The sequence below is a fragment of the Flavobacterium sp. PLA-1-15 genome (assembly GCF_049060005.1).
In the GTDB taxonomy this organism is placed as follows: domain Bacteria; phylum Bacteroidota; class Bacteroidia; order Flavobacteriales; family Flavobacteriaceae; genus Flavobacterium.
Genome location: NZ_JBMGQS010000024.1, coordinates 25,850 through 52,629, shown reverse-complemented (window position 1 = coordinate 52,629; position 26,780 = coordinate 25,850). Strand labels below are relative to the sequence as shown.

Below are 26,780 nucleotides of genomic sequence, written 5' to 3'. Positions count from 1 at the left end.
AATTTCTTTTGATTTGTACAAATGCTTGGTATCGCGAACCACTTGGAGCAATTTAACCACTTGGTCTTTGGCTTCAACCTTGGCTTTCGGATTGCGGATATTGTCGTCCATATCAGCACCTTCGCCTGTTTCGCTGTCAAATTCTTCACCGAAATAATGCAGAAGAAATTTTCGTCTCGACATCGAAGTTTCGGCATAAGCCACAACTTCCTGCAACAAGGCAAAACCAATTTCCTGCTCGGCAACGGGTTTTCCAGACATGAATTTCTCCAGTTTTTCTACATCTTTATAGGAATAATACGCAAGGCAATGTCCTTCTCCGCCGTCACGTCCTGCCCTACCCGTTTCCTGATAGTAACTTTCCAATGATTTTGGAATATCGTGGTGGATGACAAAACGAACATCCGGCTTGTCGATTCCCATTCCGAAGGCGATTGTTGCCACCACAACCTCAACATCTTCCATCAGGAACATATCTTGGTGTTTGGCTCTTGTTTTCGCATCCAAACCTGCATGATAAGGCACGGCACTGATTCCGTTTACCTGTAAAACTTGGGCAATCGCTTCCACTTTTTTACGGCTCAAGCAATAAATAATCCCCGATTTCCCTTTGTGTTGCTTTATAAAACGAATAATGTCCGACTCCACATTTTTAGTTTTGGTACGAACTTCATAATATAAATTAGGTCTGTTAAAAGATGCTTTGAAGGTATTGGCATCCGACATATCGAGGTTTTTCAAGATGTCTTCCTGCACTTTTGGAGTAGCAGTAGCGGTCAAGCCGATAATGGGAACGTCGCCCAACTGCTTGATAATATGTCGTAAATTTCTATATTCAGGTCTGAAATCATGCCCCCATTCAGAAATACAGTGTGCTTCGTCAATGGCTACAAATGAAATAGGTACGTTTTTAAGAAACAGCACATATTCTTCTTTCGTAAGGGACTCAGGAGCAACGTATAATAGTTTCGTAATTCCAGAAGTAATGTCTTTTTTAACCTGTGCAATTTCCGTTTTGGTCAAAGAGGAATTCAAAACGTGAGCAATTCCATTCTCAGAAGACAAACTTCTAATCGCATCCACTTGATTTTTCATCAAGGCAATCAGAGGGGAAACAACAATCGCTGTTCCTTCTTTAATTAATGCAGGCAATTGATAGCAAAGGGATTTACCTCCACCTGTTGGCATGATGACAAATGTGTTATTATTTGTGATTATGCTTTTGACGACCTGCTCTTGCAATCCTTTAAATTGGCTAAAACCGAAATACTTTTTTAACTCTTTGTGGATGTCAATTTCGTTTGAATTCATTCTTTATTTAGGGTATTTTACATAAATTTGCACCACATAAAGATACAACTTTCTTTTATAACAACAAATTTTATACAATTTCTGTTTTGATAGCAAAAGAAAATATATTGGCAATAGCCAAAAAAACCATTCTCTCTGAAAGTGAAGCCATTATAAAACTCATCGATTTTCTTGACGACAATTTTGTGAATACTGCCGAGATAATTTTCAACGCAAAAGGCCGTCTGATAGTCACTGGAATCGGCAAGAGCGCCATAATTGCTCAAAAAATTGTGGCTACTATGAATTCTACCGGAACGCCATCGATGTTCCTGCATGCTTCAGAAGCCATTCACGGCGATTTGGGAATGGTGCAACCTGGAGATGTCGTAATTTGTATTTCAAAAAGCGGTAACAGCCCCGAAATCAAAGTTTTGGTTCCGATTTTAAAACGTTTTGGCAATACTTTAATCGGGATGACTGGAAATATCACATCTTTTTTGGCAAAAGGTTCCGATTATATATTGAATACTACGGTTGAAACTGAGGCTTGTCCTATAAATTTAGCACCAACAAACAGCACCACCGCACAACTGGTCATGGGCGATGCTTTGGCGGTTTGCTTGATGGAAATGCGTGATTTCAAGAGTGATGATTTTGCAAAATACCATCCAGGTGGTGCTTTGGGTAAGAAATTATTGCTTCGCGTAAAAGACATGCTCGAACATACACTGAAACCAATGGTCAATGCCGATGCTTCTATCAAACAGGCTATTTTCGAAATCTCAGAAAAACGTCTTGGTGTGACTGCGGTTGTAGAAGACAATAAGGTTATCGGAATTATTACCGATGGTGATATCCGAAGAATGCTCAACGAACGTGATACTTTCGCGGATTTGACAGCAAAAGATATTATGACCAAAAATCCAAAAGTGATTAAATCGACCGATATGGTGGTGGACGCTCTGAATATATTGGAAGATTTCTCTATTACGCAACTGATCGTTGTGGATGGTGAAGAATACAAAGGCGTGTTGCATTTGCACGACATTTTAAAGGAAGGCATCGTATAATGGCAAAAAAGAACCAAAGGGAAATGTCTTTCCTCGACCATCTCGAAGTATTGAGATGGGTATTGATCAGAAGTACGATTGCGATTTTGATTGGGGCAACTGTTGCCTACAATTTCAGTGATTTTATTTTTGATGTCATTATTTTCGGACCTAAAGATGGCAATTTCATCACCTACCGCTGGTTCTGTGAATTGGCAACACAATACGACCTGGACAAAAGTTTCTGCCTAGAAGAACTTCCTTTTCAATTACAGAACCGTACCATGGAAGGACAGTTTTCTATGCTGATTTGGACTTCGATAACTGCCGGATTTATTATTTCGTTTCCTTTTATACTATGGGAATTATGGAAATTCGTAAGCCCCGCTTTATATGAAAAGGAAAAGAAAAACATCAAGTATTTCATTGCCATTGCCTCTTTTCTGTTTTTCCTTGGAGTGGCGTTTGGTTATTTTATATTGACACCACTTTCTATAAATTTCCTGGCCAACCTTACCATCAGTACGCAGGTAGAAAACCAGATTGATATTGATTCCTATATTGGATTGGTAAAAACGACTTCGCTCGCAACAGGATTGGTCTTTGAACTTCCGATTGTAATCTTTTTCCTTGCCAAAATGGGACTGGTAACCGCCAAATTCCTTCGAGATTACAGAAGATATGCCATCGTAATCATCTTGATTATCGCCGCAATTGTTACACCTCCAGATGTCATCAGTCAGATTATTGTGACGATTCCGTTATGGATTTTATACGAAGTAAGCATCTTCATTGCCTTATTTGTATCGAAAAAAGACAAACAAACAACTTAATATATTATGTCAGATTTAGTAAAAGAATTTAATGATTACCGCGCGAAAATGAATGAGAAATTGCTTGCTGACAATAACAAGATCGTCAAGCGAATTTTTAATTTAGATACGAATGCTTATGCCGAAGGTGCTTTGGATGTTAAAACCAAAGAACTTCTAGGACTTGTGGCTTCTGCAGTTTTAAGATGCGACGATTGTGTGAAATACCATTTGGAAACCAGCTATAAAGAAGGCGTTACCAAAGAAGAAATGATGGAAGCGATGGGAATTGCAACTTTAGTTGGCGGTACGATTGTAGTACCTCACTTGAGAAGGGCGTATGAATTCTGGGAAGCATTGGAAGAGAACAAATAATTGTTAAAAGGTGTATTTGGTAATGCGTTAATTTGTTAATTTGTATCGAATTACCGACGGGCAATGAATAACCAAATCAACGAATAAAATATAAAATGATATTAAGAGCCGACAATCTAATCAAAACATATAAAGGCAGAAGTGTCGTGAAGGGGATTTCTGTGGAAGTGAATCAAGGCGAAATTGTGGGGCTTTTGGGTCCGAATGGTGCCGGGAAAACCACTTCCTTTTATATGATTGTAGGTTTGGTGAAGCCAAATGCAGGGAACATCTATTTGGACGACATGAACATCACCGATTTCCCGATGTACAAGCGTGCCCAACACGGAATTGGTTATTTGGCACAGGAAGCTTCGGTTTTTAGGAAGTTGAGTATTGAAGATAACATCTTGAGTGTACTGCAATTGACGAAACTTTCGAAGGCGGAACAAGTGGCAAAGATGGAATCGTTGATTGATGAATTCAGTTTGCAACACATCAGAACCAACAGAGGGGATTTACTTTCGGGTGGAGAGCGACGTAGAACTGAGATTGCACGTGCCTTGGCAACGGATCCCAAATTTATCCTGTTGGATGAGCCATTTGCAGGGGTTGACCCGGTTGCGGTGGAAGACATCCAAAGGATTGTAGCGCAATTGAAGAACAAAAATATTGGGATTTTGATTACCGACCACAACGTTCAGGAGACTTTGGCGATTACAGACAAGACGTATCTGATGTTTGAGGGTGGTATCTTGAAGGCTGGTGTTCCGGAGGAATTGGTACAGGACGAGATGGTAAGAAGGGTATATCTTGGTCAGAATTTTGAGTTGAGGAAAAAGAAATTGGAGTTTTAAAAATAGAAATTAGCGTTTATAAATCAGAAACCGGAAAAGTACTTTAAAAGTTCTTTTCCGGTTTTTTATATTTAGTAGGTATTTATTTCCTACTACTTTTCAATTTTTGCCATACTTTTTCGGAGACAGCCTTCGTTTTTGGACATCAGCCAACCTTTTTTGAGTTTTCGCCGACCTCTTTTGCGTTTCCGCCGACCTTTTTTACATTTCCGCCGACCTTTTTGGACATCAGCCGACCTCTTTTGCGTTTCGGCCGAGCTTTTTGAGTATCCGCCGAGCTTTTTGAGTATCCGCCGTACTTTTTTTGTGACAGCCTTGCTTTTTTGGCTTTCCAACAGCGCACACTTAGACTGATTACTAATTGCCTATGGTCTGGAATTTTAATTGCTGAAGGTTGCCATTGAAGATGTTGACATCGACGTTGCCTTTGATGCCGGGAATGGTGCCTTTTTCGGTGAATTGCCATATCAGCCAGTCGTCTTTTATGTTTTCGACGAAGAAATTGTAGTTGGCAATCCAGAAATTGTAGTCGGCAAATTCTTCTTCGAGGAAGTCGCTATAGTAGCTTTCGCCGGAATAGATGATGGGCTTTTCGCCATAATGTTCTTCTACCCTTTTGAGCCAGCGCTTGAGACCCACCTTTAAACTGTCGATGGATTGATTTTTGGGCAGTTTTTCGATATCCAATATCGGAGGCAAATCGCCTTTTTTGAGTTTTACGGTTTTGATGAAGAGCTCGGCCTGTTCCAAGGAATTTTCGTTGGGACGGTAGTAGTGATAAGCACCACGGATGATTTTTTGGTTCTTGATGGCTTTCCAGTTTTGGTGGAATTTGGCATCGACACGGTTCTTGCCAGCGGTGGAGCGGACGATTATGAATTGGATGGGAAAAGTACCTTCGATGTTTTTTACTGAATCCCAGAGGATGTTGCCTTGGTATTCGGACACGTCGATTCCGGCTATCTTGCCTTGGTGTTTGGAGAGGATTTGGAAATTTCGGACGTCTGAGAGTCGTTTTTGCTCGGCTTCTTGCTTGATGATCTTGTCGGTTTTATAGCCGAGATAATAGGCCAGTCCGTTGCGGTAATGATAGCCAATAGCAGTGATGACCAATAGAATTGAAACGATGATGATGGTGCTTCTTAGCCAGGAGGATTTCTTTTTGGGTTTTCTTCTTGGGGCGGGTTTCTTTCTTGGTGCTGGTTTTTTCATATACCGTTTTTAGGATATAAAGATATAGAGATTTAAAGACTTAAAGATTAGAAAATTGAAATGCCGAAAATGGATTTTGAACTTAACTTCGTCTTTTCTAGCCACTGATGCACAGATTTTACATTTAATTCTGGGATATTTAAATTCCACAGATTTGAATGCTTCGCATTCGGTTTTCTTTTGCCACGGATGCACAGATTTTATATTTAATTCTAGGATACTAAAATTCACAGATTTGGATGCTTTGGATTCGGTTTTCTTTGCCACGGATGCACGAATTTTATTCAACCGTAATATCTAAAATATTGAACAGCAGTTGAACATTTACGGTTGAACTTATAAATCTGTGTATCTGTGGCTGAAACGGAACAGCATCGTGGGCGCTTCAAGGATTTCTTCTAGCCCCGATTGAAGTGGAAATCCTCTTTGTTTTTTCTTTAAAAACAAAAAGATTGGAACGGAAAGCGGGAATATGGTTTTATTCTTAGCCCTAACGATTTGCTCCTAAAAAACTATACGCTCTTTTTCTTTTTATTGTTGATGATGGAAAGCAGGATATAGGTGAATATTAGAAGTGGAATTCCGAGGAATTGGAAAAACACGAGCAGGAGAATGGAAACGGCAAGGAAGAACACTTGGAGTTTGTATTTGGCGAAGGTAAATTGCTTTATTTTCAAAGAGAACAACGGAATTTCGGCGTTTAGGATATAGGCACTGAAAAGGGTGATGAGGAGGAGTACCCATTGATTGGTTAGTACTTCGACCATGATTAATGATTCGGTGTTTTGCAAAACGAGTGGCAAGCTTAGTATTACCAAGGCATTGGCGGGTGTTGGTAGGCCTATGAAGGAGTCGGTTTGACGGGTGTCGATGTTGAAATTAGCGAGTCGGTAGCAGGAACCGAGGGTGATGATGAAGCCCAGGTAAGGAAACCATTCGGGTACTGAGGTTGAAGCAGACATCATTTGGAACATGATGAGTCCGGGAACGAGACCACTCGTAACCATATCTGCAAGGGAATCGAGCTGGAGCCCTAGCTCGCTTGAAACATTAAACATTCGGGCAAAAAAACCATCGAAAAAATCAAGGAATATCCCTAGAGAAACGAAGAAAAACGCCATCTCGAATTGTTTGTTGAAGGCAAAGACAAGGGCGATGCAACCGGAGAACAAATTGAGGAGGGTGATGCTATTTGGGATATGTGATTTGATGTTCATTTTGATAATTTTTGAAAAACAAATTTAGCACAATAAGTTAAAGAGAAGTGCGTTTTTTATTAGAGATTTTTAGTTGATATTTGCAAAAATTAAAGACGTTGAAAAAAACCGCATTCTTTGCTTTCCTTTTAACCTATTCACTTACTTACAGTCAGGCAGTTAGAAAATACTCTAACGAATTCATGAACATTGGTGTTGATGCGGCCGCTTTGGGTATGTCGAACGCGGTGGTGGCAAGTACGAATGATGTGAATTCGGGGTATTGGAATCCGGCTGGATTGGTAAATCTTGAAGACGGACAGGTGGCGTTGATGCACGCGAGCTACTTTGCAAATATTGCGCAATATGACTATGCGGCGTATGCGAAACCGATTGACGACAGGAGCGCTTGGGGAATTTCGATGATTCGGTTTGGGGTGGACGATATTATGAACACGACCCAGCTGATTGACGGTGATGGAAATATTGACTACAACAGGATCAGCCTTTTCTCTGCGGCGGATTATGGTTTTACTTTTTCGTATGCGAGAAGGTTGCCGGTTCCGGGATTTCAGTATGGTGTGAATGCAAAGGTGATTCGCCGTGTGATTGGTAAATTTGCAAATTCATGGGGATTTGGTTTTGATTTCGGACTGCAATTTGAACGTGACGATTGGCATGTGGGGTTGATGTTGCGCGATATTACGACTACCTATAATATTTGGAATATTGACGAAGAGGAATATCAAAAGATAGCGAATGCGATTCCGGGTGAGAACCAAGAACCGCCGGAAAGCACGGAGATTACATTGCCGAAGGCGCAACTGGGAATTTCGAAGAAATTTGAATTTCATAATGAGATGACGCTTTTGGCGGCTACGAATTTGAACATGCGTTTTGAACAGACGAATGATATTATCTCTACCAAGGCGGTGAGTATTGATCCTGCTCTGGGTTTTGAAGTAGGCTATATTGATTTGGTTTTTGTGAGAGCTGGCGTGGGGAATTTCCAAAACGTAATGCAATTGGACGGTAGCGAAAAAGTGAACTTTCAGCCGAATATTGGCCTTGGATTCAAATACAAAGGCATCCAGATTGATTATGCTCTGACGGATTTGGGCGATCAAAGTGCCGCACTTTATTCAAATGTTTTCTCTGTTAAGGTGGATTTGGGGATATTCAGGTGATATATAGCTGTCTACTGGTTTTAGAAAAAATCTGAAATCAAAAATCGTTAATCTTCAATCTAAAATCTTCCATGTAATGATAAAAAGAATACTCATCTTCCTCTGTTTAATAAGCTTTCAGATAAATTTTGCGCAATCATTGGTTTCGGACAATACTATTGTAAGTATCCTGACGGTGGGAACTGCGGATGCTTCGCACTCGCTTTACGGTCATACTGCTTTACGCATCAAGGATGATTCTAAGAATATTGATTTGGTGTACAACTATGGTATGTTTGACTTTAGTACGCCAAATTTTATGTTCAAGTTTGTAAAAGGCGATTTGCAGTATTATGCTGCAGCATATCCGTATGATGATTTCGAATACAGCTACAGGTTCGAGAACAGGTCAATTTATGAACAGGTTTTGAATTTATCAAATGCAGAAAAGGAAGCGCTTATTAACAAATTGGATGTTTCGTTATCCTCCGACGATAAATATTACACCTATAAATTTATTGACCGAAATTGCACGACAAAAGTGATTGATATTGTGAACGAAGTGCTGGAAGGAAAGCCTATCGTGAAGAAAAACATCGATTCGAAAACATACAGGGATGTATTGTTTCCATATGTTGAAAATCATTTTTATCAGAAACTGGGCATCAATATTATCTTCGGACACCGCGTTGATGATCAGGCTACGATTATGTTTTTGCCTCTAGATTTATTTGAAAACCTAAAAACTACTTCTTATAAAAACAAACCGCTGGTAACGGAAACAAATGTAATTTTTGAAGCCAACAGGCCTTCGGCTTTTTCTTTTCTGGACAGTATCTATTCGCTGATTGTGGTATTGTTGCTTTTTGTAGTGATCAAGAAAAAAGCAATGCAGATGACGTTTTTCCTGATTTTAGGAGCAATCGGTTTATTGTTTTCGCTGATAGGGCTTTACTCGTTGCACCAGGAAGTATTGTGGAATTATAATGTATTGCTTTTCAATCCGCTGTTTTTATTGTTGCTTTATTTTATGGCAACAAATAACGAAAAGTGGATCAAGAGATTGTCTTCCGTTTGCCTGGTATTCTTAGGAATTTATATGGTGTACATGCTCAACAAGGTACATCTTTTTATCGTGGCGCCTATTGTAATTACAGCGGCCATTCTATTGTTCCGATTGATTGCTCCCAAAAGATTTTCTATTGGCCGCGGTAGAACAAGACCGTACTAAACGTTTTGATGATGATATTCAGATCGAGGAAAATGCTTCGGTGCTTTATGTAATACAAGTCATACTGCAGCTTGATGAGGCTTTCCTCAATGCTCTCTCCATAAGAGTAATTCACCTGAGCCCAACCTGTAAGTCCAGGTTTTATGACGTGACGTGTTTCATAAAAAGGCATCATGGCAGCAAGCTCCTTTACAAAATAAGGGCGTTCTGGTCGTGGCCCAATAAAACTCATATCTCCTTTTAGGATGTTGATAAATTGAGGCACTTCGTCAATCCTTGTTTTTCTTAAAATCCTACCAAAAGGTGTGATTCTTGCATCGCCTTGAGTTGCAAATTTAATTCCGTCACGTTCTGCATTCTTGACCATTGTCCTGAACTTGTATATTTCGAAAGGCACTCCATTTCTACCAATTCTGGTTTGCATATAAAAAAGTGATCCCCGATTACCTATAAGATTACCAATTACTACAAAAGGCAAGATGAGCAATCCCGCAAGCAATCCAATAGTTGAAAAAACAACTTCGAAAATTTTTATGACCAGTAGATACAGTCGGTTGTGGTTGCTTCTACTAAAAGGAAAATAGCGATAAAAATCCTTATCGAAATGCTGGATCGGAATGCGATGCGTAATAGCTTCATAAACCTGATTATAGGCTCTGATACCTATTCCTTTTTCCAACAATGTCAATAAATTATTGTATAAATCCACTGTAATTCCATCTGTCTTCTGCGAAGCAACTACAATTTCTGACACGCCATTACTTCCAATAAAAGACTCTAAATCCTGCATCCCAACCAATCTGATTGACGAAACTATATCTGCTCCATTTTGGGAGTCTGTATCAATAAAGCCTACAACCTTATAGTGAGGATCTGCTTTTTCCAACGACGTTGTCAATTCTTCTAGCTGATTTTGATCGCATACGATGATTACTTTTTTTACAAACCTTTGTGATGCTAAGAATTTTTGGTAAAAAAGCCTCCATACAAGTAGCGAAATAGCTATGGATAAAAAGAAATAGACAATTTGTAATCGATTAGACGGTAAAGTCGGTGTAAATATTGGAGTTAGTAAAAAGAAAAGTACCGTCGTACAGGAAGTGAGCAATATACTCTTAATAATTTGCAATTGACTGCTGGCAACTTGCAGGCTGTACATCTCAAAAACGGTCCCTAAAACATTAAGATACAAAGCCAAGACTATAGTCCAATAAAAACTGGCATCAGTTATCCTAAAATAATGAAAATCGAAAGTGTGTCCTACAAATGAAAGTGAACACAGAACGGTCAATACATCAAATAACCTTAAGAGTATTTTCCGTTCAGAAATCTCAAAATGAATTGTTTTAGAGGGTAACATATGGGGTATGTCTTTTGAAAGCACGAATTTAACATTTTTTTCCAAAATAGCGTTTAAAACAAAATTATTTATAAAACATTTTTCCAACTATGCTTTACAACATTCCAATCAAAGCTTTCTACCTTTAATCGTGCTTTGTGGCTTATGTTTTTAGCCAAACCCTCGTCCTGACACAATCGATCGATAGCGTCAACCATTTCGTCTATAGCACCATCTGCAACCAATAGAGCATCCACTCCGTCATTAAGCAAATAGGGAATACCGCCAACATTAGTACTGATTACTGGCAAACCCAAAGCCATTGCTTCCATGACACTCACCGGGGTATTATCAAAATGAGTTGTACTAATGAAGAGGTTATAATTTTCTGATAATTCTATCCATTCTTTTTTGGAAAGTTTTCCTGTAAAAACAACATCCAGTTGATAGGCCTGCGCCAAAAGCTTTGCATCTGCCAAAGATCCATCTTTATCTGGCCCTACCATACACAAGGTTGCTTCTGGATATTTTTCTTTTATAAGCTTGAAAACCTCAATAGTCATATTGGGATTATAAATTTTTGCAAAGGATCTGACCCAAAGCAAATGTGGAAAAACTACTTTCTGCTCCTTATAAGAATAGTTATCGATCTCAAGGGTATTAGGAATATAAATGGCATTGTTAAAACCACTCAATTCAAAATGGTGCAGTAAATATCCGGATGGTGCAACATTTTTATAGGCATTACCAAAAAGCATTTTACAAAGTCGAGGATTATTTTTCAATCTCTGAGGCAGATTACCTCCATGCAATATCGGAATGTACTTGATTTTTAAAATCCTAGCCAATTGACTAGTCAAAAACGCATACCAAAAACTTGAAGTACTGTATGTATCAATCAATATAAAATGCGTCTTACTTCGAAATTTCAATACGCTCCAGATCATATCCAGCATCCGAAAAGCCATATTTTTTTTCGACGATGCATAATGCAGAGCAAAGCCTTCTTCCTCCAATAAAACACCCAAGGTTTCTATAGTAGTAACAGATACGCCATGACCAGACAACTTATTTCCTATGTAGAGCAGGTTCTTCAAACGGTACAACTTTTAAAAGTGATAAGGCATAAATAAAGGCAGGCGCTGCCAATCGCATTGATGCATGATTAATGGTCAAGAGCCAAAATATAAAGAACGAAAACAAATAGAGATGCTGTGTGTTGTTAAAGGACAAAAGGAGTGGTGTTGCCAATAATATTAACAAAGCCATTATACCCAAAGAACCATGTTCAGCAAGCATTCTTGTAATCTCATTATGCGACGCTCCTTCAATTCCTGTAAGCTCTTTACGATACTCCTTGTTCTTTCCAACGCCTATCCCAAAAATGGGATTATCAAAAAACATTTGCAATTCAGCCTCCATAAGAACTTCACGTCCAGAAAGAACACTTTCTTTTTCTCTTCCCAAAGCATCTTCATTAGTATAACGATTCTCAATCAATCCCTTTGTTTGATACAAGCTATATCCCCATATACCTATTAAACCTAAAATAGCAATCCCAGAAACAATTAACAGCTTAAATTTAACTGTAACATTTCCAATGATAAACAATTTTATCAATAAAATCACAATCATAACACCTCCAGTAATAACACCTCCACGTGAAAAGGTTATTAGTCCTCTAAACAGTGCAAAAAACAGTAAAAAACCGTTAAGAGCTAATAAATATATATTTTTAGAGTATAAAATAGTTCTTACGAAGAAAACAAACATGGCAAATCCCAACATCGTTGAAACCTGATTTGGACCAAACCCTCCAGATGTAGCCGAATTTGATGCAGTGCTTATTACAGCTTCTTGTATATTAGGTGTGAAAAAGTAAAGATAGGCAAACATGGTCGTAATAGGATAAGACATCATCCGAAACAGCTTATCCATTTGTGAAGCTGTCACTACTCTTTGATAGCAATAAATAGAAGATAAGGCCAAGCAAAGAGGACCACTAATATTAAACATAATAGCTTTTCTGACATCTGTTTCATAGTTTAAAACTATAAAAGAATATATTACGCCTGGAAGTAATAATAATAAATAAGACCATATTGGAATTGCGTTTTTAGAAAAACCTTTGTAATACATTCCTATAAGAACAAACACTATTACAACATATTTCCCGTATTCATTCCCAATATTACCTTTGGTCATCCTCAAAAAAACTTCAGCACACACCACATAGGCACACCAATACAGTGCTTCATTATCTTGATTCTTATTCTTTATTATATAGAAGCAACCTATCATTCCTATCCCTACAGCGTAAAGAATAGCTATGGGTTTGAATAGATAAGCAGAAAAACCTAGCAAAGCATGCAAAAGCAAAAGGAATAGATAAAAATCTTTACTATTATTAGTATTTAGTATTCTACTATTCATCGATTACTTAAAATATAGGTATTTAATTTCTCCAAATAAGCTGTAAAAGTAAATTTTTCGCTTAAAATTCTTAGCTCACAAGATTTCTCTTTTAATTTTTTTTCCGATTCCAAAAGAGCTTTTTCTAATATTTCTCCATAAGATACGTTCTCATTTCTCATCCACAAATAACCATTTTGAGATCCTATATAATGTGAAATACTTCCAACATCGGATACGATTGGTAGTACTCCATAACATGCGGCTTCGGCTATTGTCTTTGGAAAACCCTCTGATTCGGAAGGCAAAAGATAAAAATGACTATCGGCTAGGATTGGTTGCAAATCATTTTTAGATAAAAAGCCATGAAATACAACTTTATCTTTCAAAAAAGAAGCTTGTTGTTCATATAGTACCCGTTTAGGCCCATCTCCTATAAAATGAATTTTATTTATTTTATCTGTAGAAATAGTACTTATAGATTCAATAATTTTTGCCACCCCTTTTTCATCCTCCAATCGTCCTACAAAAGTAAGTACAAAATCTTCCGTAAAATCCTTTTTTTGAGCAATAATCTCACCTATTTCAATATCCTCTTTTACAAGGCAAGGATTTTCGAATGAATAGCAATGCCCTTCTTGATCCGGCCAGAAGCCGTTAAGCGTCACTTTGCAATTCATCAAATTTTTTTTAAGCCACCAACGCTGAATACGATAGGATAGTGGTGGTTGCTCTGCTCCCCAATTACCAGCGTATTTAACCCATAGTGTATATTTTCTTGGCAATATAAAGCTAAATAATGGTAGTAAAAAAAGGCCCATACTAGTAGGGAGCCGTAATTGTACTTCCGTAGCGCCATTTAAATTACGAACTACTTGAAAGATGATCTTGGGAATTTTAACAAAAACCATCAATTTTGACAATAAAGTTTTGCCACCATAAGGAGGAATTGGAACATACTTAATTGTATTTTTAGAATATGGTAATGCGCTTTTCGGAGCAAAATCCTTATATAGACAACCTATATGAACCACTTCATCCCAAAAATCAGACAAAAAATTAACTTCATTGATAGTAGGACCCCAACCAACAATTTCTTGATTTTGATTTATATAATGTTCGGTATGAGATACAATAAGAAGTTTTTTACGCTTCATGTTTTATTATTTTTAAATAGTATTTAATAATGTAGCTCCAATCGAAATGCGTACTCCATTCTTGGGCTTGAACGCTATATGAGTAATAATTCTTCATAATTTCCGTTACAGCATTCAATACCTCGTTAGGATCATTCTGATTCACTAAAACACCTGAATAATTGGTTTTTATAGCATCGGCAATTCCTGAATCTCTAGAACCAATTGCGGGAATTCCCAAAGAATTTGCTTCTAAAACGGCAATACCAAAGCCTTCGAAATCATTTTTTACATGCTGGCTTAACATTAAGAAAATTGTTGCCTTTTTGAGAACAGCATTTCGTTCTGCATCCGATAAAATTCCATAAAATGTAATACAATCAAAAACTCCTAAAGATTGAGCTAATGCAGAAAATTTTTCTATTTCTGTTGGAATGCCAATACAGTGATAATGAATTTCAGGAAACTGTTCTTTTAAAAAGGGTAAAGCTTTAATCACATTTTGTTGCCCTTTCCTAAACGTAAGATTACCAACGGTTACCAAATTTAGTTTATTTGATTTTTCTTTCAATTCATTTTCAAATTGACTAATTTCAAAACCATTGTTGATTACTTCTATTGAAAGGTTTGGATCAACTGAGAGAGCATATTGTTTAGTAAATTCAGAAACAGCAATAAGAGTAGCAAATCTACTTAGACTCCATTTTGTAAGCGCTTGTTGGGCTTTATTTCCAGCTCTAAGCTCTGAACCATGGAGCACAGCAATAAATTTCTTTTTGCAAAAAAAACTATTGAGTAAAGCGCCCATCCATAAAGAAAATTTACCAGAACAAATAATTATTTGATTTTGCTTTACCAGTAATTGGGCTTTCTTGAATCTATAGAATTGTGTAAATTTATTTCTCTTGATCCGATGAATAGCAAAACATTGTTGAGCATCAAATGCCAAATCTTCATTTTCATTTCTAAAATCACTTAAAATTGAAACTTCAAAACCTTTTTTTTGTAAATATTTTGACAAAAAAAATGCATGATTACCTATACCTCCAGGTTGTGGAGGAAATTCAGAAGTGATAAGTAACAGTTTATCTTTTATCATGATAATTCAGAAGGGAGTACAAATGATATAGATTGATCAGAAGTGGTTAATCTTTCTATAAAATTTAAAAAATTTTTCTTGGACTCTTTTTTATTTTCCAAACTAAGCATAAATGGATGTGCACTTATGGTGTATGTTTCATAATTTGTGGTTAGGATATGATTAATTACATCCTCATCAAAACCAGTATAATGATTTTCAAGAATTAAAAGCCCATCTTTCGTAAATATACGTCCTGTCTTGTTTTTTTTCTGAAAACCTAACATCATAAATAAATTCTTATAGGAAACTCGGACCCATTTATAATTATTTTTTTTTAGTAATCTCAATACATTCTGATTGTCACCCATTTTAAAAAAAGGCCAGATTCCGCGATCTCCTAAACTAAAAGCGCCTCGTCGGAACCATGTCATGGGACGGTTATGGGGAGGTACAAATCCAACGACTGCATTTTCTTTCATTATGCAGCTTTCTAAAGATTTTTTACTCCTTTGTAAACTTTTTTGCATCTGATCTTCTTTAAAAATTGGCATCCATTCATGCTTCCAACTGTGGGATGCTATTTCATGACCCTTTAGAGCAATCTCTTTTATAAAGTCTGGAAAACAAAATGGGTAAGGGCCTTGTTCTGCAGAAAATCCAGTTATTGCAAAACAACACTTTATATTCTTCTCTTTCAAAAAACCAATTAACCATTTAACATTTTGAATTTCTTTTTCAATATTTTCAAAATTAAAATTATACGGATAGCTTGAATTCACCTGACCAATAGGACCATCAAAATCCCAAATTAAAATTATTTTCTTCATTTCGCATTAAATATTTTCATCTGAATCATGCAGTGTATAGTAGAATTTTTTCTTGTTTATGGACCTTTTAATCTTTTCATCCTTCGTGAACATTATGACTTTCGTAAGAGTTCTAAATAAAACAAAACCAAGAAATGGTAATTTACGATTTATCTTAGAGTCTTCCATAGAAACAAACTTTATGCGAGCAATATCCGATTTCCTATATTTAAAATAAATAAATGAAATCATTCTCAAGAAAGAACCTAAACTGTTAGCTCTAAAATCTGTTAGAAAATAAAGACCATTGATGAAATATCCTGAGAAAAAATTAAAATCATCTTTTTGATAACATTCAATACCCTGGTAGTATGGTTTAAATGCAGAAAACCTCCAATTATAGTAACTGCTATCGTGATTACAATAGAGTTGCTCTCTAACACGATAATGATTCAATTCCGAATATTCCCGCTGATTGATCAGCTTGTAGTCAGAGTTTTTTATAAAAAACAAGACAACAAGAAAAGGGTTGGGCAATCTATTGAGAAAACTATTATTTATTCCTTTCAATTTAAATATTTCTCCAATTTTAACAGGAAAAACAAATTTCCTAGGCCCTTCCAAAGAGAGATAACCCTTTTTTAACATTGACTTTTCAGCTGCAGGACTAGGATCACTTCCCAAAGTTATTGCTTTATTTTGATGAGCAAAATCATACAACTTTTCCGCTACTCCTTTTCCTCTATAGTCTGAATCTACCATTAAATCACAAGCCCATTGTCCTTCAATTAATTCATCATCAATAAGAACCTCACAGGGAATCAAACCGAATTGACCTATAACCTTTTCACCTTCAATCGCCAGAATAAAAGACTTTAATTCCTTTTCTTGACTCCCTCGAAACTTCCAATAAATATATTCAGGTATAAAACGTCTTTCCTTTTTCCAATATTTTTTAGCAAATTCCGCATGAAAAGTTTCATATTGTTCCGAATAGTATTTAATTTCTATCATGATTATTTTTTTAGAAGCATTAAACTAGACATCCGCCACGATTTAAAAACCTGAAACATTACCAAAGGAAATAGAAATGGTAATAATAAAAAAGTTAAAATCTTCAAGGATTTACTCTTCTTGAATTGATAGGGTACTAATGACGGCAATATCGAATGAAGAATATAATAAACCGATAACATAGTGCCAAAATATTTTCTTGAAAGATATAAAACACTAGGGACTGGTCTAGGGCCGAGAATTTTTTTTGGCCTCCAGCCATCCCAGCTACCCATTTGTCTTAATCCTCCTTGACTCACTTTTAAATGAACTCTTTTGGCCTTATAATTTGAAATGTTTTTATATCCGCTTAAATAACATCTTAATCCATACTCTCCATCCCCCATTCGTTGTTTTTCAAACTGACGATCGAATAAACCAATTTCCTTAAAAATATCTTTTTTGAGCAGAACATTGCCGGTATCAAGCTGATCACTCCATCTAAAATAGCGGTAATGAGCAGGAACTTCTGCTCCAACGGTACTAATGGAAACGCCTGAAGACAAATCGGCATTAAAAAAATCCAACGTTTTAAGATGCTGTTCAATCCAATCATTTTCAACTAGAGAATCGTCATCATAAAGCAAAATATACTCCCCTTTAGCCGATTCTACAGCTTCATTTCTCGCCCTCCAAAGTGCTTTTTCTTCTTGAAACCAAAAATGTAAATCTAAATTCCAGCCTTTATAAAAATCTGCTCTAAAAGCATCGGTTTGATCAACCACTATAACTTCAAAATTTTGATACGTTTGATGTTCTAAGTCTTTAAAAACATCCTTGAGATAATCATACCTATTCAATGTTGGAATAATAACAGAAACAAATGGTTGCTGCAACAGCAATTGGCTTTCAAATTTCTCGTAACTGGGATATTGAAAATGATCTTTTGCGTAATCTACTCGCTTAATATTTCTTGTCTTTACAAACGAAGCTAATTCTATAAACGGATTTTTAAAAGTGAATAGCCGAAATATTAACACATAATAGACCCATGCTTTATGAAAGTTCTTTCTAAAAAAACGGTATTCGTCTTGAATTGGCAATTTTATGTCCTGCCAAACATCCAGTCCCAAAGTTTCCGTATTGGAAATAAATCCCATTTGGAATGCACGCCAAGCCAAATCTCTTTCTTGAGAGGCCACGCTTACATAGCCCGAATCATATTCCAATTCAAGTCCAGCTGCTGCAATACTTTCTCTACTAGGAAAATAATTAAAATCTTTAGCCGGCTTAAGATTAAAATACCAAGTAGGCTTTATGTATCGTAAAAAATTAAATACCATCTTTTATTATATTCAGAATATTCCCAACAGACAATCCTTCTTTCCATAGCTTTCTATTTTCTAATTGCATCATTTCAAAATCCTTTTCGGATATTTTTTGATGAAAATCTGCGACGAGTTCGGCTACATTTTTTCTATTCTCCCATTCAATCCAAAGAATATGTTTATCCCACTGGATTTTATCTTCAAAGGGTAGCAAACAATCGGTATTGATAAAAATGGGAATTCTCCCCATCATAAGGGTTTCATACAAACGTACGGAAAAATTACCTGCTCCTCTAACACAAAGCACATAATCCGAATTTTTAATGTTATCGTAATATTCTAAAGTGGTTTTTTCCCTTTCTTCTTTTGAGATTGCACCCGCACGATAATGCTTACGATAAATAAAATTCGTTATAATTTTATCAGAATTTTCAAAAGACTTCAATAGTTTGGCTCTTTGAAAAGCAGAAGCAAAAAGTGATTCATAGTCTTCTCTGAATGGTCGTTTCAAAAAACGCTTAAGATTTTCTTTTAAGAATTTCGCATACTCTTTCAATCTCTTTATCTGTGATAAATCCGAATGTCCACAAAACCCAACAGTAGGAATAAATTGCTTTGCCCTAACATCTATTTCTTTTTCCTTATAAATTCTCTGAAAATGATCAGAAAGCGCAACTGGAAATCCTTTGTTGTTTTGTGAAAGTTGCATTTTAAAGCCTCCCATTCTGAAAAAATATATATTTTGAAATCTCCCGAAATCTTCGCCGAAATCTCCAGATATATACCCATAAGCTTTAATGTTAAATTTCGAACAAATAGCATTTATGCTTTCAAGGTCAATCTTGGAATATGAATTTACCGGCTTCGGAATAAAATATACTTCGGCTTTTGAGATATCTTCTGTATAAGAATGATCTTCAGAAATATTCCAAAGTTGTTTTTCAGAAGCTGTATTTGTCCAACCAATGTCTGACCAAAAAGGTCGAGCAAGAATAAAAATACTCTTTCTATTTATTGTTACAAAGTCAATATGCGGAATGTATATTTTCATTATTTATAAAATTCTAAAAACGCTTGTTTTTGTTTTTCTAAATTAAACTCCCATAATACTCTCTTAATAGCATCTCTCTTTATTATTTCTTTTTTTGAAAACTCTAAATGAATTACTTCTTTTATTTTTAAAGCCAATAGATCAGGTCTTTTTTTAGGAACAACCCAGCCAGTTTGATTATCAAGAACATTTTCACTCAATCCTTCTGCATCAGAAACAATGCATAAAAGCCCCATAGCTTGGGCTTCAAGAACAGCATTACAAAATCCTTCCTGAATACTATATTGCAAATAAACATCTGTATTTGATAGTTCCTCCTTTAATCTTTCTTGAGAAAGTTTCCCTAAAAAGCTAACATTTTCACTGAGTCCTAGCCGGTAAACCGCAGATTTTAATTGCTCTTTTTCTGCTCCATCTCCAATAACAGAGAAGTGAAACATGATACTTTCGTTTTTTAACAGGGCTAAAGCTTCGATAATGCCATCAAGTCCCTTAATCGGATGCAGTCTTGAAACCGTTTTTATTTGTAAGATAGGATTTTCGGATTTTCTTTCAGAAATGTTAAACAGATTTGTATCAATAGCTGGGGTTATCCTTATAATACTTTCAGCATTGACCCCTTCTTGAATCAAACCCTTTTTCATTGAATAGGAAAGTACGTGATATTTTACTTCTTTCGAAAACAATAGCGAATAACAGTTTTTATTGTTTATTGGATAAACGTAATAATCGTAACCCCTAAAGCTAACTGCCATTTTCGCTCCGATTGCAACAGCTATATTTTCTCTGCCGAGTGCCATAGTACCAAAGCCAAAATGCAACCAATCCAACCTTTCTGAAAGCAGGAATTGATTGGAAATAATTTGCTTTATGTTTTTTCGGAATGCAGTACCGTCTCTTTTATTGAGCTTGAACAACAAGAAACTCTTTTTCGGATTTATAAAAGTGATTTTTAGAAGCTGAAGAAAACCATTAATTATAGTTTTAAGTTTATTTTCCCCAAGACTTGGTGCTTTTACAATTTTACAATTCAAATAATCATTTTCAGATTTTGAATTGTTTACAAACAAAATAACTTCATATCCTTTTTCCTTCAAGCCAAGAATTTTATTCTTAAAAAAAGTTTCGGAATAAACTGGAATGTCCGGTAAGACTAGCCCTATTCTCATCTCTTGAAATGATTTATTGTTATACCAAAAAAATCAAAAACTTCCTGGATTTGTTTATCGTTATCTTTTGCAAATACATTAATCGAATACAAGCTACTCTCTTGAGAATTTGGAATCTCTATAAATGGATAAAAATAGTAGTTGGTAAAAACAACAGGAATATTATTTTTTAAAGAATTTGCTTTTAACCAAACATCATCTGCATTTAAGCATATTTTTTTTATATTTTCAACATTAAAGAGACCATCATCAAAAAAACTTGGTTTGTATAAAATACCTCCAACACCAGTAGGGAATAGTCTCTTAGAGGGCTCGGAATTATAAACCTGATTGATCTTCCAATCCCTGTAGGCGGTTAAGCTTCTTTCTTCAAAGCCAATTTCACGTACTCTATTGGCAATAATACAATTAGGCTCTTTTTGATTCAGGGCAAATAATTTTTCTAAAGTATCTATTGGATAAAAAATATCATCATCGATCGTTACAATCGAATTATTTGGAAATTTACGAAACGTATAGAAATACTTTTTATGAGGCCTTAAATCCTCACAAAACTCTATTTCTAAACCTTTTTCTTTTAGTTCCAATAATTGTTTTGGAAGACCTTGCTCTTGATCAGGGAATTGCTCTTCAGCTAACCAAAGGACAACCCTTTGGGGTTTGCAAGTTTGATTCATAATACTTTTTATTGTAAGATGAACCGTATTTATTCGTGCAGGAAATGATGTCAAACTAACAACAACTTGACTATTTGGATCAACATGTAATTTTTGAATAGATAATTCTTTATAATATTTATGCAGAGCTTTTTTCAAGAACCTATAATTACTCCAATAAACCCCTTGAAACAATCTGTTTTTATTGTTTACGTTCTTTTGAGTTAAGTAAAAATTATAAAGAAAATGAATCATTGGGTGATGTTCTAAAAAACAAAGACAAGGTCAAAAGCATGCTAACTGAATGTGAATAATAAACAGCGTCTGTATCTTGGAATTTATTATAAAAATCCAAAGATAATTCTTTTGGAATTACTTCATTCATTTCCATATTATCAAACAGCCATTTTTTTAGGTGCTTTTCATTTTCATCGCCTAAAAATTGTAATTCCCAGTTTCGTTGGATAATTTTTTTTGGACTTACAACTCTTTTCGCTTTATCCAGTACTCTATATGGCAAATTATAGGGTGACTTATTCATCTGATAATTGTACAAATTAAAAGGCTTTTGACTTTGCCAAGTAATCGCAGCTAATTTCTGATTTCTCATTTTTATGTATTCAATCTGAATTTGTCTTCCTGCTAAATATTTCTCAGGCACAGAGCAAATAAATTCACACATCCTGTTGTCATAATACGGAAGCTCTATTGGCTTTTCATTTTCAAAAACCGAAAGATTTACACTTGTCCATCTAGGAGCCCAATATAAACTTTTGAAAGCCCTAATTTGCGCATTAGCACTTTCTGGAATGTTGATTTTAGTAAGTAACGTTTTTAGCCTTTCATATAGATATTCCTTAAAACTTCCTTCAATATTCCATTCTTTCCAAAGAGAATTTGCTAATTCCAGACCTCCCTTTTTAACGACTTTTTTAAATAGGACTTCTACTTGCTGCTCTAAAGATAAATCTTCAGTAACCCCCATATCATCAAAAAGCACATCTCCCCAATGTCCGAGAGAAAAAACATCTCCCATAGAGGCATATTTTTCTATAAAAGCCATTTGCCTAGGGTGTGTAAAGTCAGAATAGCAACCATTTATTTGTGCTAATTGTTCTATTTTCCCCCATAAATAACCATTAGGGATTTCCCATCTATTAAAAGGAAACCCAAAAACTTCTGCTATCTTTTTAGAGTAAAGTGTCTCGTCGTGTCCCCCCGAAAAGCTATAACTATACGAGTTTACATCTGCACCGATACTACCAAGACCACAAGCTTGGGTTCTACTATCTAATCCACCGGACAAGGCCAAGATTACTTTCTTGTTATGCGATTGCTCTTTTAAAATTGTTTCAAACAATGTAGCAAACTCTTCTGTTATAGTTTTTAGAGAACGCTCTATCGGGCTATAGTTCCATTTGAAATATTCTTTTCTCGAAGTGATATTGTTTTGATCATCAAAAGTATAGTTTGTAGCAGGTTTAAGTGCTTTTTGTTCCGTAAAATACGAATCATCGTCAAGAAAAAACCCTAGAGCTGAAAAAACACAAATTGCTTTTAGATCGAGTGTTTTTTGTACTCCTACGAAATTTACTTTTGAAGGAATTATATTGGTTTTAATTTCTCTCATTTTTTTTTAAAATATTATCTCTCCATGATAAAAATTTAATTTCAACCAAGTAATAAGAAATAATTGAACAAACAAAAATACCTAATATTTTAAAGACTAATGGAATATCCCAAGAATATAACCATACCTGTTGCCATAAATAAATTGAGTAACTCCATAATCCTATTTTTACCATAAACGGTAGATTAAGAAAACGAGAAAACAAGGCTCTCTTGGGATTATTTATCAATACTAGAATTAAAATTCCAATCGCAAAATTAAGTACCGTAAGTCCGAATAAATTATAGAAATATTTTGATTTTAATCCAAATAAATCAACAATAAATTTCCCATTTAATGATTGCATTAGAATAATTATTATAATTAACATCCAAGTTCTATTTTCTATAATTCTGTAAAATTTATTAGAAATTATTTTTGTAGAACATATAGCGATTAATCCTCCAACCGCTAATGAATCTACTACCGTTTCAAAAGATCTGTGGATTGAGCCTCTCAAAAATTCAGGAATCCATGGAAATAACAAATAACAAATTCTAATTATTGGAACTAAAAAAACAATACAAAACAATATATAAACAAGCTGACCCTTATTAATAACCTTTTTATTAAAAAAATAAAAAAGCAGCGCAACTAATACATAAAATTGTTCCTCTACAGCCAAAGACCAAGTATGTCCTACAAACCACTGATTTGAATTCCAAAGTGATCGAGGATGATAATTTTCTAAATAAACAGGAGCTCTCCAAAATTGTTCCCATTCAAAAAGACCTAAATATTTGAGTACAAAAAAGAGTACCAATAAATAAACATAAAACGCAGGGAAAGTTCTTGTGAATCTTTTAAAATAAAATACCTTTATCGAAAATTTTTTTCTCTCAACATCTTTCAATAGAATTCCAACAATTAAGTAAGCGGAAATCACAAAAAAAATCCTCACTCCTAAATTTGCAATATCAAGAGACTTAATATGAAAAGCATGACCAATCAAGACTAATAATATGGATACAGCCCTTAATCCATCTAAAGAGGGAATCCTGTTAATTAATAAGGCTTTCATCTGAAAAAAGATAAGTAAAACTCTTCATGTTTCTTGATTTCAATTTCGATTGAATAATTTTCGGAAACTAAATTATAAAAATTCTTTCCTAATTCTGATAATGCATCCTTATCCTGACTCATGAAAACAGAAAGTTTTTTTGCTAATTCATCTTCCCTTTTTGGAGTAAACAAATGTTCCGGAAAACTATTTAGCTGATCCTTTATACCCGGGACCTTAGATCCCAAAACAACTTTAGAATTAGCCATGGCTTCGAGCAATGCAACAGGAGAACCTTCTCGTCTTCCCTCATCCAATGTTGGCAAAACGAATATTTCAGAATGATTCAAGTAGTCTGCAATATTCATTTGCTTTCCTGAAAAAATAATTCTTGTGTTTAATTCTAACGATTTTACTAATTCATGAAGCTTTATTCCGTATTCATTTTTATCGTCTCCAACTAGCCATAAACTCCAATCAGGATATTCATCTTTTAGCTTATCATAAGCCTTAATAAGTATCTCAATTCCTTTTACAGGGACAAAGTTCGCTACACAAATAAGAACTCTTTGCTTGTCTTCTGTCCTCATAAAAGATTTGATTTCAGGATTTGGAGCTGAAAAGTGAAACTTTTCAATATTTACTCCTCTCGGAATTAGTGCTGTTTTCTTTGAATTCGGATAAAATTTATTCATATCCGAATTTTGTAAAATAATTTTATTTGAGAAAAAAGAACGCAACTTCCAACTGTTCTTTGAAGAGCCTCCCCAACTCATATTCTTTTTGGTAAAAACCCATTTTTTTCCTGACAACCTTACAGACAATGCTTCACTGTAATTAGAGCTGTAATGAAAACTATGAACTATATCAGGGTTTATTTCCTTTATTCTTTTAGATACTCTAAAGCAATTTTTAAGCATCTGAAAAATGGGTCTCTCTTTCGGAATGTAATCAAAAACATAAACAGGAATTCCCGATTTTTCCACCGTCTTAAAAAACTCTCCTTTATTGTGCAAACACAAAATATGTGGCTCAAATTTTTCTTTATCAAGTCCTAAGGCAAGATTCAAAAGAGCCTTTCCACTTCCTGCCGTATCAAAATTAGGAATAGTATAAAGTATCTTAATTTTTTTCATAACTATTTTACCAAACTATATAATGTAAACAAAGCCCACTTCAAATCTTGTTGTTGAGAATTATGCGTTTCCAACATTTTTTGAATTGCCTTTTTATCAAATCCAAAATCAGATAAATTCCCTTCCAACAAGGTATTTTGAAAAACACCTTTCAAATCTTGCCTTATCCAATCTGAAAGTGGAATAGAAAAACCTCGTTTAACATTATCATCTTTAACTTGAGGAATTTTAGTATGTAGGATATTCTTTAAAACTTGCTTTTTATTTCCGTTTCCATAGCTCAACATAGGGTCAATTTGTAAGGAAGCTTCAATCATCTTTTTCTGTAAAAATGGAACTCGTACCTCTAGAGAATTTTCCATACTTGCCAAATCTACTTTACGAAGTGTTTTTTGCATCATTCCGTAAAACTCAGCTCTTCTCATTTTAGCTAATAATTCCCTTTCGTTTTTACAATTATGATAATTATAAATATTCCACTCACCAGGCAAGCTTATATTCTGCAAATCTGGTATAACTTCGTTCAACCACTTATCACTAAATCGAGAATGTAGCCTCTCGTGGGATCTTGCTTGAGAATCTGAAAGCAAAACATCGTTTACCTTTTTATTTTTGGAAACATATTTGTCAAATCCATAAATAGTTTTTCTGAATAATGAAGGATAATGCTGGTACTTTATATTTTTACCTACGCTCCAAAATCGCTCATAACCAAAAAACAATTCATCTCCACCATCACCACTCAAAGCTACACTTACACTTTGTTTAGCTAGTTTAGAGACCAAATAAGTTGGTAAAATGCTAAAGTCTGCTAATGGCTCGTGTAAAGAAGCTGTAGCTTCGTTCCAAAATGAAGTCATTTCTTTAGCATCTAATTTCCAAATATTCTGTTTGAGATTCAAAGAATTTGCAAATTGTTTGGCTCTTTCTGATTCATCGTGAATTTTGCTATCTGAACCTATTGAGAAAACCGTCATATCTTGATTATAATCTTTTGCTAACGAACAAACCAAAGGCGAATCGACTCCGCCAGACAAAAAAGCTCCTAAGGGAACATCGGAAAGCATTTGATCTTGTACACAAGAATCCAAGGTATCTAAGATATATTGTTCTGCTTTTTTTGAATCTGAGATTGTAAATTCGCTTCTATCAGAAAGCTCCCAGTATCTGAAATGCTTTTTTTCTCCATTTGGATAGAAAGTTATCATTTCACCAGGATGTAATTGATGAGTTTGATTATACAAGCCAAAAGGAGCTGGGACAAAGTGCTGTTGCAAATACAGCTTTAAAACACTTTGATCTATTCCTGTATTTTTAAAGACGGGATGGCTTACGACTTGATCATATTGGCTTGAAGCGACCAACATTCGACCATTCCAACCATAAAATAGAGGTTTTATTCCCGCAAAATCACGAATTAAAGTAACTGATTTTTGCTGATTATCATAAATTGCTAATGCAAACATTCCATCTAGTTCTGAAATAGTTTTTTCGATTCCCCATTCTTCAAGACAGGCAGTTATGGTTTCTGTATCGCTATTACCTCTAAAATTAGAAAAAGAGAGTTTTTTTCTTAAATGGATATGATTATAGATTTCTCCGTTAAAAACAACCGTAAAAAGATTGTTTGGACTCGACATTGGCTGGCTTCCTAAATCAGATAAATCGAGTATAGCTAATCTATTAAAACCAAACTGAACATTCCCAGAAGACCAATATCCTTGAGAATCAGGACCTCTTTTTTTTGATAGATTAAGAAGGTCAACGAATTGTTTTTTATCCGTTAAAGTACTTGTGACATCATATTCTGCAAGGAATCCACACATAAAGCTAT

Annotated in this window: 24 protein-coding genes; 6 read left to right on the top strand and 18 right to left on the bottom strand. The window is 35.2% G+C overall.

What is annotated here, in order from left to right:
• On the bottom strand, positions 1-1,311 hold a 1,311-nt coding region (locus ACI6PS_RS13095), incomplete at its 3' end, for a RecQ family ATP-dependent DNA helicase (protein ID WP_421013017.1).
• An 86-nt stretch (positions 1,312-1,397) separates the two neighbouring features.
• On the opposite strand from ACI6PS_RS13095, the gene ACI6PS_RS13090 reads away from it, so the two are divergent.
• The 4 genes from ACI6PS_RS13090 (at position 1,398) to lptB (ending at position 4,365) form a co-directional block, all read left to right on the top strand.
• Complete coding sequence (locus ACI6PS_RS13090; RefSeq protein ID WP_421013016.1) at positions 1,398-2,363, top strand: KpsF/GutQ family sugar-phosphate isomerase; 966 nt, start codon at positions 1,398-1,400, stop codon at positions 2,361-2,363.
• The gene (gene tatC / locus ACI6PS_RS13085) at positions 2,363-3,175 is read left to right on the top strand and encodes a twin-arginine translocase subunit TatC (protein WP_421013015.1); all 813 of its coding nucleotides are present in this window, start codon (positions 2,363-2,365) and stop codon (positions 3,173-3,175) included. Before ACI6PS_RS13090 ends, tatC begins: the two co-directional genes overlap by 1 nt.
• A 6-nt stretch (positions 3,176-3,181) precedes the next feature.
• Positions 3,182-3,529, top strand: a complete 348-nt coding sequence (locus ACI6PS_RS13080) for a carboxymuconolactone decarboxylase family protein (RefSeq protein WP_421013014.1) — start codon at positions 3,182-3,184, stop codon at positions 3,527-3,529.
• Positions 3,530-3,624: 95 nt separating this feature from the next.
• A complete protein-coding gene (gene lptB, locus ACI6PS_RS13075; RefSeq protein ID WP_421013013.1) occupies positions 3,625-4,365 on the top strand; it encodes an LPS export ABC transporter ATP-binding protein in 741 nt (246 codons plus the stop codon).
• A 357-nt stretch (positions 4,366-4,722) separates the two neighbouring features.
• Here lptB and ACI6PS_RS13070 read toward each other — a convergent pair whose 3' ends face one another.
• Both ACI6PS_RS13070 and ACI6PS_RS13065 read right to left on the bottom strand, forming a co-directional pair.
• The gene (locus tag ACI6PS_RS13070) at positions 4,723-5,577 is read right to left on the bottom strand and encodes a glycoside hydrolase family 25 protein (protein ID WP_421013012.1); all 855 of its coding nucleotides are present in this window, start codon (positions 5,575-5,577) and stop codon (positions 4,723-4,725) included.
• A gap of 512 nt (positions 5,578-6,089) precedes the next feature.
• Complete coding sequence (locus ACI6PS_RS13065; protein ID WP_421013011.1) at positions 6,090-6,794, bottom strand: CDP-alcohol phosphatidyltransferase family protein; 705 nt, start codon at positions 6,792-6,794, stop codon at positions 6,090-6,092.
• A gap of 182 nt (positions 6,795-6,976) precedes the next feature.
• Between ACI6PS_RS13065 and ACI6PS_RS13060 the strand changes: the two genes are divergently transcribed.
• Both ACI6PS_RS13060 and ACI6PS_RS13055 read left to right on the top strand, forming a co-directional pair.
• Positions 6,977-7,960 carry a PorV/PorQ family protein gene (locus ACI6PS_RS13060; protein ID WP_421013019.1) on the top strand — a complete coding sequence of 328 codons (984 nt, stop codon included), beginning with the start codon at positions 6,977-6,979 and terminating at the stop codon, positions 7,958-7,960.
• Positions 7,961-8,036: 76 nt separating this feature from the next.
• A complete protein-coding gene (locus tag ACI6PS_RS13055) occupies positions 8,037-9,170 on the top strand; it encodes a DUF4105 domain-containing protein (RefSeq protein WP_421013010.1) in 1,134 nt (377 codons plus the stop codon).
• Here ACI6PS_RS13055 and ACI6PS_RS13050 read toward each other — a convergent pair.
• The 15 genes from ACI6PS_RS13050 to asnB form a co-directional block, all read right to left on the bottom strand.
• Entirely contained in the window at positions 9,139-10,530 is a 1,392-nt protein-coding gene (locus tag ACI6PS_RS13050; RefSeq protein WP_421013009.1) for a sugar transferase, read from the bottom strand. The two genes, ACI6PS_RS13055 and ACI6PS_RS13050, sit on opposite strands and share 32 nt — an antisense overlap.
• A gap of 68 nt (positions 10,531-10,598) precedes the next feature.
• Positions 10,599-11,606 carry a glycosyltransferase family 4 protein gene (locus tag ACI6PS_RS13045; protein WP_421013008.1) on the bottom strand — a complete coding sequence of 336 codons (1,008 nt, stop codon included), beginning with the start codon at positions 11,604-11,606 and terminating at the stop codon, positions 10,599-10,601.
• On the bottom strand, positions 11,578-12,942 hold the full coding sequence (locus ACI6PS_RS13040; RefSeq protein ID WP_421013007.1) for an O-antigen ligase family protein: 1,365 nt from the start codon (positions 12,940-12,942) through the stop codon (positions 11,578-11,580). Before ACI6PS_RS13040 ends, ACI6PS_RS13045 begins: the two co-directional genes overlap by 29 nt.
• A complete protein-coding gene (locus tag ACI6PS_RS13035; RefSeq protein ID WP_421013006.1) occupies positions 12,939-14,078 on the bottom strand; it encodes a glycosyltransferase family 4 protein in 1,140 nt (379 codons plus the stop codon). Before ACI6PS_RS13035 ends, ACI6PS_RS13040 begins: the two co-directional genes overlap by 4 nt.
• Complete coding sequence (locus tag ACI6PS_RS13030) at positions 14,068-15,156, bottom strand: glycosyltransferase family 4 protein (protein ID WP_421013005.1); 1,089 nt, start codon at positions 15,154-15,156, stop codon at positions 14,068-14,070. The genes ACI6PS_RS13035 and ACI6PS_RS13030 overlap by 11 nt, the downstream gene beginning before the upstream one ends.
• Positions 15,153-15,965, bottom strand: coding sequence for a polysaccharide deacetylase family protein (locus ACI6PS_RS13025; protein WP_421013004.1), 813 nt, complete (start codon positions 15,963-15,965; stop codon positions 15,153-15,155). Before ACI6PS_RS13025 ends, ACI6PS_RS13030 begins: the two co-directional genes overlap by 4 nt.
• A gap of 6 nt (positions 15,966-15,971) precedes the next feature.
• Positions 15,972-16,958, bottom strand: coding sequence for a GNAT family N-acetyltransferase (locus tag ACI6PS_RS13020; protein WP_421013003.1), 987 nt, complete (start codon positions 16,956-16,958; stop codon positions 15,972-15,974).
• 2 nt (positions 16,959-16,960) lie between these two features.
• Positions 16,961-18,280, bottom strand: a complete 1,320-nt coding sequence (locus ACI6PS_RS13015) for a glycosyltransferase family 2 protein (RefSeq protein ID WP_421013002.1) — start codon at positions 18,278-18,280, stop codon at positions 16,961-16,963.
• On the bottom strand, positions 18,270-19,316 hold the full coding sequence (locus ACI6PS_RS13010) for an exostosin domain-containing protein (protein WP_421013001.1): 1,047 nt from the start codon (positions 19,314-19,316) through the stop codon (positions 18,270-18,272). The genes ACI6PS_RS13015 and ACI6PS_RS13010 overlap by 11 nt, the downstream gene beginning before the upstream one ends.
• Positions 19,316-20,485, bottom strand: a complete 1,170-nt coding sequence (locus ACI6PS_RS13005) for a glycosyltransferase family 4 protein (RefSeq protein WP_421013000.1) — start codon at positions 20,483-20,485, stop codon at positions 19,316-19,318. The genes ACI6PS_RS13010 and ACI6PS_RS13005 overlap by 1 nt, the downstream gene beginning before the upstream one ends.
• Positions 20,482-21,300, bottom strand: coding sequence for a hypothetical protein (locus ACI6PS_RS13000; protein ID WP_421012999.1), 819 nt, complete (start codon positions 21,298-21,300; stop codon positions 20,482-20,484). Before ACI6PS_RS13000 ends, ACI6PS_RS13005 begins: the two co-directional genes overlap by 4 nt.
• A gap of 76 nt (positions 21,301-21,376) precedes the next feature.
• Positions 21,377-22,771, bottom strand: a complete 1,395-nt coding sequence (locus tag ACI6PS_RS12995; RefSeq protein WP_421012998.1) for an asparagine synthetase B family protein — start codon at positions 22,769-22,771, stop codon at positions 21,377-21,379.
• Positions 22,758-23,831: an acyltransferase family protein gene (locus tag ACI6PS_RS12990; RefSeq protein WP_421012997.1), complete on the bottom strand. Its 1,074-nt coding sequence runs from the start codon at positions 23,829-23,831 to the stop codon at positions 22,758-22,760. Before ACI6PS_RS12990 ends, ACI6PS_RS12995 begins: the two co-directional genes overlap by 14 nt.
• Positions 23,828-24,946 (bottom strand): glycosyltransferase, encoded by a 1,119-nt coding sequence (locus ACI6PS_RS12985; protein ID WP_421012996.1) that lies wholly within the window; start codon positions 24,944-24,946, stop codon positions 23,828-23,830. Before ACI6PS_RS12985 ends, ACI6PS_RS12990 begins: the two co-directional genes overlap by 4 nt.
• 2 nt (positions 24,947-24,948) lie before the next feature.
• Positions 24,949-26,772, bottom strand: coding sequence for an asparagine synthase (glutamine-hydrolyzing) (gene asnB, locus ACI6PS_RS12980; RefSeq protein WP_421012995.1), 1,824 nt, complete (start codon positions 26,770-26,772; stop codon positions 24,949-24,951).
• Positions 26,773-26,780 lie beyond the last annotated feature (8 nt).

Coding starts and splice junctions, on each gene's coding strand:
- tatC (WP_421013015.1), top strand. CDS start 2,363: ATGGCAAAAAAGAACCAAAGGGAAATGTCTTTCCTCGACCATCTCGAA.
- ACI6PS_RS13080 (WP_421013014.1), top strand. CDS start 3,182: ATGTCAGATTTAGTAAAAGAATTTAATGATTACCGCGCGAAAATGAAT.
- lptB (WP_421013013.1), top strand. CDS start 3,625: ATGATATTAAGAGCCGACAATCTAATCAAAACATATAAAGGCAGAAGT.
- ACI6PS_RS13070 (WP_421013012.1), bottom strand. CDS start 5,577: ATGAAAAAACCAGCACCAAGAAAGAAACCCGCCCCAAGAAGAAAACCC.
- ACI6PS_RS13065 (WP_421013011.1), bottom strand. CDS start 6,794: ATGAACATCAAATCACATATCCCAAATAGCATCACCCTCCTCAATTTG.
- ACI6PS_RS13060 (WP_421013019.1), top strand. CDS start 6,977: ATGAACATTGGTGTTGATGCGGCCGCTTTGGGTATGTCGAACGCGGTG.
- ACI6PS_RS13055 (WP_421013010.1), top strand. CDS start 8,037: ATGATAAAAAGAATACTCATCTTCCTCTGTTTAATAAGCTTTCAGATA.
- ACI6PS_RS13050 (WP_421013009.1), bottom strand. CDS start 10,530: ATGTTACCCTCTAAAACAATTCATTTTGAGATTTCTGAACGGAAAATA.
- ACI6PS_RS13040 (WP_421013007.1), bottom strand. CDS start 12,942: ATGAATAGTAGAATACTAAATACTAATAATAGTAAAGATTTTTATCTA.
- ACI6PS_RS13035 (WP_421013006.1), bottom strand. CDS start 14,078: ATGAAGCGTAAAAAACTTCTTATTGTATCTCATACCGAACATTATATA.
- ACI6PS_RS13030 (WP_421013005.1), bottom strand. CDS start 15,156: ATGATAAAAGATAAACTGTTACTTATCACTTCTGAATTTCCTCCACAA.
- ACI6PS_RS13025 (WP_421013004.1), bottom strand. CDS start 15,965: ATGAAGAAAATAATTTTAATTTGGGATTTTGATGGTCCTATTGGTCAG.
- ACI6PS_RS13020 (WP_421013003.1), bottom strand. CDS start 16,958: ATGATAGAAATTAAATACTATTCGGAACAATATGAAACTTTTCATGCG.
- ACI6PS_RS13015 (WP_421013002.1), bottom strand. CDS start 18,280: ATGGTATTTAATTTTTTACGATACATAAAGCCTACTTGGTATTTTAAT.
- ACI6PS_RS13010 (WP_421013001.1), bottom strand. CDS start 19,316: ATGAAAATATACATTCCGCATATTGACTTTGTAACAATAAATAGAAAG.
- ACI6PS_RS13005 (WP_421013000.1), bottom strand. CDS start 20,485: ATGAGAATAGGGCTAGTCTTACCGGACATTCCAGTTTATTCCGAAACT.
- ACI6PS_RS12995 (WP_421012998.1), bottom strand. CDS start 22,771: ATGAGAGAAATTAAAACCAATATAATTCCTTCAAAAGTAAATTTCGTA.
- ACI6PS_RS12990 (WP_421012997.1), bottom strand. CDS start 23,831: ATGAAAGCCTTATTAATTAACAGGATTCCCTCTTTAGATGGATTAAGG.
- ACI6PS_RS12985 (WP_421012996.1), bottom strand. CDS start 24,946: ATGAAAAAAATTAAGATACTTTATACTATTCCTAATTTTGATACGGCA.
- asnB (WP_421012995.1), bottom strand. CDS start 26,772: ATGTGTGGATTCCTTGCAGAATATGATGTCACAAGTACTTTAACGGAT.